Annotated in this window: 13 protein-coding genes; all 13 read left to right on the top strand. The window is 62.3% G+C overall.

The genetic code is table 11. The annotated features are described in order from the left end of the window. The gene (gatB, locus tag VGB22_05075) at positions 1 to 1,443 is read left to right on the top strand and encodes an Asp-tRNA(Asn)/Glu-tRNA(Gln) amidotransferase subunit GatB (protein ID HEX9750643.1); all 1,443 of its coding nucleotides are present in this window, start codon (positions 1 to 3) and stop codon (positions 1,441 to 1,443) included. Between the two features lie 10 nt (positions 1,444 to 1,453). Further along, on the top strand, positions 1,454 to 2,071 hold the full coding sequence (gene purN, locus VGB22_05080; protein HEX9750644.1) for a phosphoribosylglycinamide formyltransferase: 618 nt from the start codon (positions 1,454 to 1,456) through the stop codon (positions 2,069 to 2,071). A gap of 32 nt (positions 2,072 to 2,103) precedes the next feature. Further along, positions 2,104 to 3,042, top strand: a complete 939-nt coding sequence (locus tag VGB22_05085) for a phosphoribosylaminoimidazolesuccinocarboxamide synthase (protein HEX9750645.1) — start codon at positions 2,104 to 2,106, stop codon at positions 3,040 to 3,042. Between the two features lie 17 nt (positions 3,043 to 3,059). Continuing rightward, positions 3,060 to 4,685 (top strand): bifunctional phosphoribosylaminoimidazolecarboxamide formyltransferase/IMP cyclohydrolase, encoded by a 1,626-nt coding sequence (gene purH, locus VGB22_05090; protein ID HEX9750646.1) that lies wholly within the window; start codon positions 3,060 to 3,062, stop codon positions 4,683 to 4,685. 17 nt (positions 4,686 to 4,702) lie between these two features. After that, positions 4,703 to 5,971, top strand: coding sequence for a bifunctional phosphopantothenoylcysteine decarboxylase/phosphopantothenate--cysteine ligase CoaBC (gene coaBC, locus VGB22_05095; protein HEX9750647.1), 1,269 nt, complete (start codon positions 4,703 to 4,705; stop codon positions 5,969 to 5,971). Positions 5,972 to 5,983: 12 nt separating this feature from the next. Beyond that, positions 5,984 to 6,655, top strand: a complete 672-nt coding sequence (locus tag VGB22_05100) for a uracil-DNA glycosylase (GenBank protein HEX9750648.1) — start codon at positions 5,984 to 5,986, stop codon at positions 6,653 to 6,655. 28 nt (positions 6,656 to 6,683) lie between these two features. Continuing rightward, positions 6,684 to 7,763 (top strand): mannose-1-phosphate guanylyltransferase, encoded by a 1,080-nt coding sequence (locus tag VGB22_05105; protein ID HEX9750649.1) that lies wholly within the window; start codon positions 6,684 to 6,686, stop codon positions 7,761 to 7,763. Next, positions 7,763 to 8,233, top strand: a complete 471-nt coding sequence (locus VGB22_05110) for an SPOR domain-containing protein (GenBank protein HEX9750650.1) — start codon at positions 7,763 to 7,765, stop codon at positions 8,231 to 8,233. The genes VGB22_05105 and VGB22_05110 overlap by 1 nt, the downstream gene beginning before the upstream one ends. Then, complete coding sequence (locus VGB22_05115; GenBank protein HEX9750651.1) at positions 8,230 to 8,865, top strand: L-threonylcarbamoyladenylate synthase; 636 nt, start codon at positions 8,230 to 8,232, stop codon at positions 8,863 to 8,865. Before VGB22_05110 ends, VGB22_05115 begins: the two co-directional genes overlap by 4 nt. Positions 8,866 to 8,879: 14 nt before the next feature. Further along, a complete protein-coding gene (locus tag VGB22_05120) occupies positions 8,880 to 9,413 on the top strand; it encodes a low molecular weight protein arginine phosphatase (protein ID HEX9750652.1) in 534 nt (177 codons plus the stop codon). 15 nt (positions 9,414 to 9,428) lie between these two features. Beyond that, on the top strand, positions 9,429 to 10,358 hold the full coding sequence (locus VGB22_05125) for a DUF3108 domain-containing protein (protein ID HEX9750653.1): 930 nt from the start codon (positions 9,429 to 9,431) through the stop codon (positions 10,356 to 10,358). Positions 10,359 to 10,380: 22 nt separating this feature from the next. After that, complete coding sequence (locus tag VGB22_05130) at positions 10,381 to 11,349, top strand: hypothetical protein (GenBank protein ID HEX9750654.1); 969 nt, start codon at positions 10,381 to 10,383, stop codon at positions 11,347 to 11,349. A 71-nt stretch (positions 11,350 to 11,420) separates the two neighbouring features. After that, positions 11,421 to 12,380 (top strand): glutamate formimidoyltransferase, encoded by a 960-nt coding sequence (ftcD, locus tag VGB22_05135; protein HEX9750655.1) that lies wholly within the window; start codon positions 11,421 to 11,423, stop codon positions 12,378 to 12,380. The last annotated feature ends 97 nt before the right edge of the window (positions 12,381 to 12,477 follow it).

Consider the following 12,477-nt stretch of genomic DNA (forward strand, 5'->3'; position numbering starts at 1 on the left):
ATGGCATTCGAACCGGTCATCGGACTGGAAGTGCATGCGCAACTCTTAACCGAGTCTAAGGCGTTCTGCGCGTGTCCCTCCGCTTACGGTGCCGACCCGAATGCGCATACCTGCCCGGTCTGTCTGGGATTGCCCGGTGCGCTGCCGGTGCTCAATCGTCAGGCGGTCACCTGTGCCATCCGTCTGATTCTGGCGGTGAATGGGCGTGTGGAAGACACCAGCATCATGGCACGGAAGAATTACTTCTATCCCGACCTGCCCAAAGGGTACCAAATCTCCCAATATGAGGCGCCACTGGGTTCTGGAGGCGCTATTGACTTCACTGATGAGGGACGCGTGACATCGGCACGGCTGATCCGTATTCATCTGGAGGAGGACGCGGGCAAGTCGCTCCACCCCGACGATACGGCCCCCGATCCGTACACACGTCTCGATCTGAATCGCTGCGGCGTGCCGCTGTTGGAGATCGTCAGCGAGCCCGATATTCGCTCGCCGCGTCATGCGTCGTTGTATCTGCACAAACTGCGGCAACTGGTGCGCTATCTGCAGATTTGCACCGGCAACATGGAAGAGGGGGCGTTCCGCTGCGATGCGAACGTCTCGATCCGGCCGCGCGGCGCCGACACGCTCGGCACACGCACCGAAATCAAGAATATGAATTCCTTTCGTTCCGTCGAACGGGCGCTGGAGTTTGAGATTGCCCGACAGAGCGAGGTCGTCCGCTCGGGCGGCGCCATTGAGCGTGAGACGTTGCTGTGGGACGATCACGCGCAAACCGCCGCGCCGATGCGCTCAAAGGAAGAATCGTCGGACTATCGCTATTTCCCCGACCCGGACCTGCTCCCGGTCCGTATCGGTTCGGAGATTGTTGCGTCAGTACGCGATTCCCTCCCCGAGCTGCCCGATGCACGGGCCGCGCGATTCGTCTCACAGTATGGCTTGCCGGCCTATGATGCTCAAGTCCTCACCGACGACCGCGCCCTGGCCGAGTACTACGAGCGCGTGGCCGGGAGACTCTCCGATGCCAAGGCGGCATCGAACTGGATCATGACCGAGGTGATGCGTGTCCTCAAAGAGTCCGGCACGGGGATTGAGGGTTTTCCGATCGGTCCCGATGCGCTGTCCGAACTGCTAACGCTTGTCGAAACCGACAAAATCTCCGGCAAGATCGCCAAAGACGTCTTCGCCGAAATGCTCTCGTCCGGAATGCCTGCGGGGCAGATCGTAGAATCGAAAGGACTGTCACAAATATCGGACCACGACGAGCTGGGCGTCATCATTGAATCGCTGATTCAGTCGCACTCCGAACAAGTGTCGGATTATCGCGCGGGCAACAAACGCGTGCTGGGATTCTTCGTCGGCCAGGTGATGCAACAAACCGGAGGGCGTGCCAATCCCGCAATGGTCAATGAACTCCTGCGGGCGCAGCTCGACCGTATCTGAGTCAACGGCGATGGATCATGCCCCAAAACTGCGAATCGCCGTCATGGCCTCCGGCAGCGGCAGCAATCTGCAGGCGGTCATCGATCGCTGCGCCGATGGCACACTCCATGCCGAGGTCGTGTTGGTGATTTCCAACAACCGCGATTCCGTGGCGCTGCGGCGAGCGGAGGCAGCGGGTATCAAGGCGCTGCACTGGTCGGAGAAAGCCGTCGGATCCAGCGAGCGCTTTGCGGCGGGACTGATTGAACACCTGCGCGCCGCACGGACCGATTTGGTGGTTCTGGCGGGGTATATGAAACTGGTGCCCCCGGCGGCGGTGGCCGCATTTTCCGGATGCATCCTGAATATCCACCCGGCGCTGTTGCCCCGGTTCGGTGGAAAGGGGTATTATGGCATCCGCGTGCACCAGGCGGTGCTGGCCGCCGGAGAAAAAGAGACCGGCGCCACCGTGCACGTCGTCGATGACGTATATGACCGCGGTCCGATCGTGATGCAGCGACGAGTCCCGGTGATGCCGGGTGACACGCCCGAACGCCTGCGCGAACGCGTTCTGGAGATTGAGCATCAATTGCTGCCGGAGGCGATTGCGCACTGGGCACAGGGTCGGACCCGGGCCAAAACGGAATGAACCGATTATCTTGAGCGATCGAGGATGGCACCATGAATGTGGCGATTGATGCGATCGAACGCGCCGTGGGACAAACAACGATTCCCGGTGTGCCGCTGTACGCGCGCGGCAAGGTGCGCGACATCTATGATCTGGGAAGCAACCTCCTGATCGTCGCCAGCGACCGCCTCTCGGCGTTCGATGTCGTGCTGCCCACGCCGATACCCGGACGCGGAATTGTGCTCACGCAGATGTCGCGATTCTGGTTTGAGAGTACGCGGCACATCGTGCCCAACCACTTGCTCACCACCGATGTCGGGCGCTATCCGGCGCCGCTTCCGGAATTCCGCGACCGTCTCGAGGGCCGCTCGATGCTGGTCAGGCGCTGCAGCCGCATCGACTTCGAGTGCGTCGTCCGCGGGTACATCACGGGATCGCTGATGAAAGAATACAAGCAGGCGCGCTTCGAGTCCTCCGGCGATGTGGTCAGTCTCCATGGATTGCAGTTTCCGCGCGACCTGGTCGAATCTCAGAAACTCCCGAACCCGATCTTCACCCCGGCCACAAAGAACGACTCCGGACACGACGAAAATGTCTCCTTTGAGCACATGTCCAATCACATCGGCGACGATCTGGCGCAGACGCTGCGCCGACTGTCCGTCGAACTGTACCAATCGTGTGCCGACCTCGCGGCCAAGCGCGGAGTCATCATCGCCGACACCAAGTTTGAGTTCGGCCTCGACGGGGACACCGTGACGCTCATCGACGAGGTCTGTTCCCCGGATTCGTCGCGCTTCTGGGATTCGAAATCGTATCGTCCCGGTGAGATTCAGGACAGCTTCGACAAGCAGTACGTGCGCGACTACCTCGTCTCCATCGGCTGGGACAAGACCCCGCCGGGACCCCAATTGCCGATCGAAGTGGTTCGACAAACGGCCGCCAAGTACCGTGATGTCCAGCAACGTATCATGGGTGAGCAGACGACTGCTTAAAATGCGATTGTCCGACGATGACAGAGACACTGACTCAGAGCAAGCGGATGGATCGCGGAAGCGCTGAACATCTGCCCAACGGTGCGATACGCGTTCGCCGCGCGCTGCTGTCGGCCTACGACAAATCCGGACTGCTGCCCCTGGCGCAAACGCTCCGGCAGTTGGGAGTCGAGATCGTATCCACCGGCGGGACATTATCGATGTTGCGCGATGGCGGAGTACCGGCGCGCGCGGTCGAAGAGGTCACCGGTTACGGCGCCATGCTGGGCGGACGCCTCAAGACGCTGCACCCGAAGCTGCTCGGCGGGATTCTGGCGCGTCGCGACAACACTTCGGACACTCACGATCTTTCAGAAGCGCAGATCGATCCCATCGACCTGGTTGTCGTGAATTTATATCCATTCGAAACGGCGGCCGACGATCCCTCCGCCACACGGGATGATGCCATTGAGCTGATCGATGTCGGCGGGCCGACCATGATCCGTGCCGCCGCCAAAAATCATGCGTGGGTCGCGGTCGTCTGCGACCCGGCGGACTACGAATCGTTGTCGCGGGAGTTGCAGGCAACCGACGGTTGTGTCAGCGAGGATTCTCGGGCACGTCTGGCGTCGAAGGCGTTCTCCATCACGGCCGCCTACGACACGCGCATTGCGGATTACTTTGCCCGAAATGTCGGTCAGGACGCATCGCCGGGTTTCCCGTCGATCTGGCTGCAGCGCTACGATTACGTAGCCGGGCTCCGATACGGCGAAAACCCGCATCAGCGCGCCGCGGTCTATGCCGCGGCCGATTCAACGCAATCGTCCCTGGCGCGGGCGCGCGTCATCGGCGGCAGGGAGATTTCCTACAACAACTACAACGATCTCGACGCCGCCTGGCGCATGGCCGCCGACTTTTCGGAGCCGTTTGCCGCCGTCTTCAAACACGCGACTCCCTGTGGTGCGGCCGAAGGCAATTCGATCGCGGCGGCCTACCGATCCGCCCATGAGACCGACCCGTTGTCGGCGTACGGCTCGATCATCGCCTTAAACCGCCGTGTCGATTATGCGTGCGCCGAATTGCTCCACGCGACGGAGTTTATCGAGTGTGTCCTAGCCCCGGGCTATGATGAGGATGCGCTCGAACTGCTGATCCGGAAAAAGGCGCGCCGTTTCGTCGACGTACCGACCATCGACATCGAATCCTCCGCAATGCGCGTGCGTGAGATCATCGGCGGACTCCTGGTGCAGGAGGACGACAGAACGAACCTGACCCCGGCGGATCTGCGCGTTGTCACGCGCCGTTCGCCGACCGCGGAGCAAATCACGTCGCTGCTGTTTGCCCGCAAGGTCGTCAAGCACGCGCGCTCGAATGCCATCGCGATCGCATCGGGTTGTGTGGCGGTCGGCATCGGCGCGGGGCAGACATCACGGGTCGATGCCGTGCACCAGGCGGTGGCCAAGGCGAACAATCGCACCCAGGGTGCTGTGCTGGCATCCGATGCATTCTTTCCCATGGCCGATGGCGTCGAAGCGGCGGCGGCCGCGGGGATTGCGGCCATCATCCAGCCGGGCGGCTCCCGGCGCGACGCCGAAGTCATTGCCGCCTGTGACAACGCGAATATCGCCATGGTGTTCAGCGGGCTGCGGAACTTCCGGCATTAATCAGTGTTGCGAACGTGATGACAGACCATATCAATGATGCACCGCCCTGGGAGTCGCTGGGGGGCAAGCAGATCCTGCTGGGCATCGGCGGCGGCATCGCCGCCTACAAGTCCGCGTACCTCTGCCGACGGCTGATCGAAGCCGGCGCCCAGGTGCAGGTGGTCATGACCGAGGCGGGATCGAAGTTCATCACCCCGCTGACGATGGAGAGTCTCTCCGGGCGCGAGGTCATCACCGAGATGTTTCCGACGGGACAATTCGTCGGCACACGCCACATCGACATCAGCGCCTGGGCCGAGTTGGTCATTGTCGCGCCCGCCACAGCGAATCTGATCGGGCGTTACGCCGCCGGTTTGGCCAATGACATGCTCACGACGCTGCTGATCGCCACGCGCGCGCCCGTGCTCCTCGCGCCGGCAATGAATACCGACATGTATCTGCATCCGGCCGTGCAGGACAATCTGGAAACTTTGCGGCGCCGCGCCGTTTTGTTCGTCGAGCCCGGAGTCGGTGAGATGGCCTGCGGCACCGTGGGTGTGGGACGCATGGCCGAGCCCGAAGAGATCGTGGCCGCCGCCGCCGCCGTCCTCGCCGCGCGCGACAAGCGCGACCTGGTCGGGCACCATGTCATCGCCACCGCCGGACCGACGCAGGAACCGATCGATCCGGTGCGCGTCCTGACCAACCGGTCATCGGGCAAGATGGGATACGCGATCGCCGAGGCGGCCCGGATGCGCGGCGCGACCGTCGATCTGATCAGCGGTCCCACAGCGCTGCCCCATCCGTCAGGTGTCGAGTTGTTGAGGGTCAACACGTCCGAGGAAATGTACGACGCGGTGGTCGAGCGCGCCCCGCGCGCCACGATCATCATCGGTGTGGCGGCGGTCTCCGACTGGCGCGTCGATGAGGTGGCCGATTCGAAACTGCGCAAGGAGGACGGCACACCGTCGTTGCGTCTGGTCCCGACACGCGACATCATGGCATCGCTGGGCGCATCGAAACGACATGACCAAATACTCGTCGGTTTCGGACTGGAAACAGACCCGCGACGTCTGGAATCGATTGACAAGCTGAGGCAGAAGGGTCTGGATTTGCTGATCGCCAATAACCCGACACGGCCCGGCTCGGAGTTCGGCGGCGACACGAATGAAGCGGTCCTCATTGACGCAACCGGCACGATCACCCGGCCGGGACTGCTGTCGAAGCGCGCGCTCGCCGATGTTGTTCTCGACCGAATCGCGGAAATGATCGAACACAAACGCACCGGGGCACGCACCCGAACGTAGACGAAAGTCCCCATGGATGAGTCACTGGCAACGATGGGCCGGGCACTGCGGCAACTGCTGGACACCGAACCCTCGTTGCAGCTATTCGACGACCCCCGCGCGCAGCGGCGCGCGCGGTCGCTTGTGGAACTCTACGAACAGATTCACACGTGCACGAAGTGCCCGCTGGGACACTCGCGAAACAAGTTCGTCTTCGGCGTCGGCAATCCCAACGCCGAAATCCTGTTCATCGGCGAAGCCCCGGGACGGGATGAAGATTTGCAGGGAGAGCCGTTTGTGGGGCGCGCGGGCCAGCTACTCGACAAAATGCTGGCGGCAATCCACCTCCAACGCGAAGAAGTTTACATTGCCAACATCCTGAAATGCCGCCCGCCGGACAATCGCGACCCCCTCCCCGAAGAATCCGCCGCCTGTCTGCCGCACCTGGCGGAGCAGATTCGGCTGCTGGCGCCGCGCCTGATCTGTTCGCTGGGGCGCGTGGCGGCGCAGATTCTCATGGAGACGAAGGCGCCATTGTCCAAGCTGCGCGGCCGGTTTTATGAGTTCGGTTCCGCGCGCATGTTGGTGACATTTCATCCGGCGGCGCTCCTGCGTAATCCCAACTTCAAACGCGATGCCTGGGAGGACCTGAAGGTCTTGCGCAGAGCATACGATGATCTGAAAGGGCAGCCGTCGAACTTTTGATCGCCAGGTCTTCAAGGAGATCAATCCTATGGTTCACGCCGTAATCCTTGCCGGTGGCGCTGGAGAGCGATTCTGGCCGCTGTCGCGCCGCTCGCGCCCCAAGCAGCTATTGCCCTTATTGGGCGACCGTTCGATGATCGAGATGACCATCGATCGCATCAGTCCCGACATTCCCGCCGATCGCACCTGGGTGGTTACCGGACAGGAGATCGGGGCTGCCGTGTGCGAACGGCTCACGCAGATTCCCAAACAGAATATTCTCGAGGAGCCGCGCGGCAACAACACCTGTCTGGCGATTGCCTGGGCTGCCGCCGAGCTGCGACGCCGCGATCCCGATGCCACGCTCGTCGTCCTCTCGGCCGACCACGCAATCTCCCCGGTGGAGACATTGCGCCGTGTTCTCAGGGAAGGCGTCCGCCTGGCGGAATCCGACGATCATCTGATCACCGTTGGGATCACGCCCACGCGCCCGGAGACAGCCTACGGCTACATCGAATTGGGGCCGATCTTCGCCAAAACCGATGGGATCACGTCGTATCAGGTCGAGCGCTTCGCCGAAAAGCCCGACCGTCCCACCGCGCAGGATTACTATTACGACCGTCGGCATCTGTGGAATTCCGGTATGTTTGTCTGGACGGCGCGCGCGCTGCTGGACGCCCTGTCGAAACATGCTCCCGGCGTCAATACGCCGCTGATGGACTACATCAGGAAATCCGGCACCGGCCCGAACAACGGCGCACTGCAGGAGCTCTACGACACGGCCGAGTGCATCTCGATTGACATTGCCGTGCTCGAACGGGCCGACAATGTCGTGGTCATCCAGGCCGATCTGGCATGGGATGATGTCGGCAGTTGGCTGGCCCTGCAGCGGCTGTCGCACAAGGACTCGCACAGCAACGTCGTGCGGGGCAACGCGGTCTCCCTGGAGACATTCGACACGACAATCTACAACGATTCCGATGACTTGGTTTGCGCCTTCGGTGTCTCCGATTTGGTGGTTGTCCGCACCGGACGGTCCGTGATGGTGGCGCACAAGTCCCGGATCGATGAGATGAAGCAACTGATGGAGGAAATCAAGTCCGACCCCTCGTGGGAGGAGTACCTCTGATGAGACCCGTGACCGCGCCGGGGATTTTGGCTGTTCTGCTTGTGGTCAGTTCCTCGCCGGTTACGGCCGATCGCAAGGGTCCCGACCCTCTCGGCTTCCCCGGCGATGATGCCGTCATCACGGAGAATGTCACCGCTCACATGCCCGACACGGGTGCGGTCACAGCGCACGAATACCAACAGCCGGCTCCATCCACTGCGTCCACTGCGTCCTCACTCAGTCTCCAGGTCCAGTTCTACGCGTCGCCGGACATCGCCAAGGCGCGGGATGTCAAGTCGCGCGCCGAGGCGAACCTGCCCGATTCGATCACGCTGATCTATGAAACGCCGTACTACAAGCTGCGCACGGGCGACTTCCGCGATTACGACCAGGCCGAACACATCGCGGTCCGTCTGCGTGCCATGGGATATGAGACCGCCTGGGTCGTGCGCGTCGATCGCGCGCGCAACCCGCGCGCGACGGGTGAATGAAGGCGCCCGCCATTATCCCGATCGACCGCAGAGACCCGTCTCGTTTCGTTCCACGCATCGTTGGCCATCTTAAAAGGGCGGCGGTTGTTGTTCTCCCGACCGAAACGCAATATGCGTTGGCTGTCGATGCCTTTAACATTGCCGCGGTGCAATCAGTGCTCCGGCTCAAGGGACGCGACGCCGGCAACCCGCTGTCGATCTTCGTGTCCGGCTGGGACGCGCTGAAGCCCCTCGATATCCTGACAAACGACCGCGAGCGTCTCCTGGCCGAGGCATTCTGGCCGGGGCCGCTCACGCTGGTGCTCAAGACCGGAAACCGGCGGCTGTTGGCATTGGGGGGAGAGGGGTCGGTCGGGATTCGCGTCAGTCCGGAGCCGGTTGTCCGCTCGTGTCTGCGCACGCTCGGCCGGCCGTTGATTGCAACGAGTGCGAATCCTGCCGGTCGGCAGCCGCCGGCCGCCGCGCAGAATCAATGGTTGCAGAGACTCGCCGCTTCGGGTAGTGTCGTGTGGGTGCGCCCGCGATATTACCGGCGTGGTACTCCCTCAACCGTCGTCGATTGCCGTGACGGGCATCTGCGGGTGCTGCGGCACGGGGCGATTGCCGAATCGCAACTGCGGCGTGTGTTGTAGAATCAGGTGACGTCATGGAATCGGAACGCAAGACACAACGACAGGGGGCAGGAGGCGAGCCCTTTCGCGTGCTCTTTGTCTGCACCGGAAACACCTGCCGCAGTCCGATGGCGGAGGGGATTCTGCGGAAAATTCTCGCCGAGCAGGGGATTGATGCCGGTGCGATCACGGTCGCATCGGCGGGCACGCTCGATCTGCGTGGCGCGCCCGCCAGCGAACACGCCATCGCAATCTGCCGCCGTTACGGGATCGACATCAGCGCTCACCGTTCACAAGGGCTGACCCGGCGCGCCGTCGGGGAGGCGGATTTGATACTGGCGATGGCGCCGGAGCATTTCGATGCAGCGAGCGCGCTGGGCAAATCACCCGACGCGGTCAATCTGCTCCGCTCGTTCCCCGATGGTTCACAGGGTCGTGCGGGCCGCGCAGTGCCCGACCCGATCGGACATGCGATCGCGGAGTACGAAGAGGTGTTTTTGCTCATCGACGAGACTCTCCGGCACGCCCTGCCGGCGATTCTGGAACGCGCCAATCTTAACGTTCGATAGCCCACATCGATATCCATGATGCCCAGTCTGCCACGGCGCACCGCACGCGCACTCCGACAGGGTTTGCCGGGTGTCATTGCTCTTGCGTCGTTGGCGCTGCTGGTCGTCGGCAACCTGACGCAGGCACAGGCGCCCGACGCTCCCAAAGTCGGCGATCCGACCATCACGCCGCCGGATACCGTCGACTTCATTACACCGCTCTTCGATTCGACGGTGACGGGCGACAGCACTCTGACGGGATCCGGACCGTGGGCGGCGCGTCAGCACACCAACTGGGCCTTCGGCAGCGCGGAGACCCTCAGCTACACGATCGGCTGGGAGTCGATCGTCGCGGGACGTGGCACCATGGTGGTCGGCGAGGCGATCGACACGGCGGGGCGAACGTGTTTTCCGATCAATTCGCTGGTTGAATCGACGCCGTTCTTTTCGACATTTTACCGTGTCGCCGACACGATCACGACGCTGATCGATGCGCGGGAACTCTTTCCGTTGCGGTATGACAAGCGCGTTCACGAGGGGAAATACCAACACCGGACGCACGTGACATTCATTCCCGAACTCGGCATTGCCCATACGGACAAGGACACACTCGCGGTCCCGCCCTATGTCCAGGACGATCTTTCGTTGCTGTACTTTGTGCGGACCCTCGATCTGGCGCCCGGCAAGGACATTGAAGTGGACATCTACGGGGGCAAGAAGCTCTATCGGTTGACCGTCAAGATCGTCAAGCGCGAGCGCATCAAGGTTCGCGCCGGCGTATTCAGCACCATCGTGGTCGAACCCTTGCTGCAGGCGGCCGGACTCTTTAAGAGCGAGGGACGGGTCCGCGTGTGGCTCACCGACGACCGCCTGCATCTGCCGGTACTGATGAAAAGCAAGGTCGTGGTCGGGTCGATCGTTGCGGAGCTGGAAGATTATCGTCTCGGGCAAATCCGGCCCTACTGACATGACGCCCCGGCAATCAACCATGCGCTCCAAACGCAAACCACCGAGCCGTTCGGTACCGGCCGATCTGTCGCGGCTGAAACGTTACGACGTGTCGCGCCGACGCTCATTGGTACGCAAGGATCAGTTCGCAACGGCGCCCGCGCGTCGTGACACCATCGCCCGCTTTCTCGACAAACTGCCCCGGATTCTCAAGTCGGCGGATTGGACTCAACTGCTCGATCACATTGCCGAGGCAAAACGCCGCGGGAAACCGGTGTTTTGGTTGTTGGGCGCGCATGTGATTAAGTGCGGATTGTCCCCGGTCATTCTCGATCTGATGCGCTATGGGTTGGTCGATCTGATTGCGCTTAACGGCGCCGGCGCCATCCACGACCTGGAAATCGCATTCATTGGGCAGACGTCGGAGGATGTCGCCGCCGGACTGAAGACCGGGCAATTCGGCATGGCCCGCGACACGGCGCGTTGGTTTGCAGGCGGCGTCGATCGGGCGAAGCAAAACCAACTCGGATTGGGGGAGGGGTTGGGGCGGTTTATACGGGCGGAAAAGCCCCGCTGGAGACGCTTCTCCTTGCTTGCGGCGGCGGCTGAGTGGGACATACCGGCCCTGGTCTTCCCCGCCATCGGAGCGGAGATCGTTGCCCAACATCCTGAGTTCGATGGCGCCGCGGTCGGAGAAGCCGGTCATATCGACTTTCGCCTGCTGGCGACAGAATGCCGCAAACTCCACCGGGGCGGGGTGGTATTACAGTTCGGGTCGGCGGTCATCCTGCCGGAGGTGTTCCTGAAGGCGCTGTCGGTGGCCCGCAACCAGCGCCGCGTCGAGGGCATCGTCACCGCGAATTTCGATATGATTCAGCACTATCGCCCATTGACCAATCTGGTCAGCCGTCCCACCAGCGGCTCCGGTCATGGTTACAGCTTCACGGGTCACCATGAACTGATGCTGCCGTTTCTGGCGTGGTCGTTGAAGTCGCGTCTCAAACTGTAGCGCGTTCATTGTTCGGTTTCCACGAATCTGCTATAATATCGGGCTGCGCCTGAGCCGGCGTTCACTTTGCCATGAGTGCCATCGTCGAGTGCGTTCCCAACTTCTCCGAGGGGCGTCGTCCGGAGATCGTCGATGCCATTGCCGGAGCGATCAGTGGCGTCGCCGGAGTCGCCCTGCTGGACCGGCACATGGATGCCGATCACAATCGTTGCGTGATCACCTTCGCCGGCGAAGCCGATGCGGTCGCAGAGGCCGCCTTTCGCGCAGCAGAACGCGCCGGGGAATTGATCGACATGCGGGTCCACCGGGGCCTGCATCCGCGCATGGGCGCGGCCGATGTCGTACCGTTTGTTCCGATCCGCGATGCAACGACGTCCGATTGCGTTTCGCTCGCGCGCCGCGTCGGGCAGCGCATCGGCGACGAGCTTGGCACTCCGGTCTATCTGTATGGCCGTGCGGCGACCTCCGAGTCCCGTCGAGAACTCTCCGATGTGCGTTCAGGCGAGTACGAAGGTTTGTTGGAGGCGATCCGCACCGACCCTGATCGCCGCCCCGACTTCGGGCCCGCCGAGTTGAATCGCAAATCGGGCGCGACCGCGGTCGGCGTCCGGCCACCGCTGGTAGCATTCAATGTTTATCTGAATACCGGCAGGGTCGAGGTCGCCGATGCTATCGCCCGCGCCATCCGTTTTTCCAGCGGCGGACTGCGGCATGTCAAGGCGCTGGGACGTCCGGCGCCGTCGCGTCACGGTACGCAGGTCACGATGAATCTGACCGATGTCTGGGAGACCCCGATTTACCGGGTTTTCGCCATGATTAAAAACGAGGCCGCGCGATGGGGCGTCCAAATCACCAGTTCGGAGATCGTGGGGCTGGCTCCCGCCCGGGCACTCTTCGATTGCGCCGCCGCAAACTTGCAGTTGGAAGGGGATGTGCTGGACCGCGTCCTCGAGGAGAGAGTCCGCCGACTGTTGTCCGAGGAAATCGCGCCGCTGGACGCCGATCACTCAATGCACACACCGGCCAACTGATGATCGACAAATCGACCCGGAACCCAATCACACATTGGCGAGTTTAAGAACTGGCCGATCCGAGATTCCCCATCCGGCATGAGAGGACTCTCCCGCA

It is taken from the genome of Candidatus Zixiibacteriota bacterium, assembly GCA_036397555.1.
GTDB lineage: Bacteria > Zixibacteria > MSB-5A5 > WJJR01 > WJJR01 > DATKYL01.

Bases quoted from the DNA above. Each gene is read 5' to 3' on its own strand.
- VGB22_05120 (HEX9750652.1), top strand. From the start codon at position 8,880: ATGGAATCGGAACGCAAGACACAACGACAGGGGGCAGGAGGCGAGCCC.
- VGB22_05130 (HEX9750654.1), top strand. From the start codon at position 10,381: ATGCGCTCCAAACGCAAACCACCGAGCCGTTCGGTACCGGCCGATCTG.
- gatB (HEX9750643.1), top strand. From the start codon at position 1: ATGGCATTCGAACCGGTCATCGGACTGGAAGTGCATGCGCAACTCTTA.
- VGB22_05110 (HEX9750650.1), top strand. From the start codon at position 7,763: ATGAGACCCGTGACCGCGCCGGGGATTTTGGCTGTTCTGCTTGTGGTC.
- VGB22_05105 (HEX9750649.1), top strand. From the start codon at position 6,684: ATGGTTCACGCCGTAATCCTTGCCGGTGGCGCTGGAGAGCGATTCTGG.
- VGB22_05115 (HEX9750651.1), top strand. From the start codon at position 8,230: ATGAAGGCGCCCGCCATTATCCCGATCGACCGCAGAGACCCGTCTCGT.
- VGB22_05085 (HEX9750645.1), top strand. From the start codon at position 2,104: ATGAATGTGGCGATTGATGCGATCGAACGCGCCGTGGGACAAACAACG.
- purN (HEX9750644.1), top strand. From the start codon at position 1,454: ATGGATCATGCCCCAAAACTGCGAATCGCCGTCATGGCCTCCGGCAGC.
- coaBC (HEX9750647.1), top strand. From the start codon at position 4,703: ATGACAGACCATATCAATGATGCACCGCCCTGGGAGTCGCTGGGGGGC.
- purH (HEX9750646.1), top strand. From the start codon at position 3,060: ATGACAGAGACACTGACTCAGAGCAAGCGGATGGATCGCGGAAGCGCT.
- VGB22_05100 (HEX9750648.1), top strand. From the start codon at position 5,984: ATGGATGAGTCACTGGCAACGATGGGCCGGGCACTGCGGCAACTGCTG.
- ftcD (HEX9750655.1), top strand. From the start codon at position 11,421: ATGAGTGCCATCGTCGAGTGCGTTCCCAACTTCTCCGAGGGGCGTCGT.
- VGB22_05125 (HEX9750653.1), top strand. From the start codon at position 9,429: ATGATGCCCAGTCTGCCACGGCGCACCGCACGCGCACTCCGACAGGGT.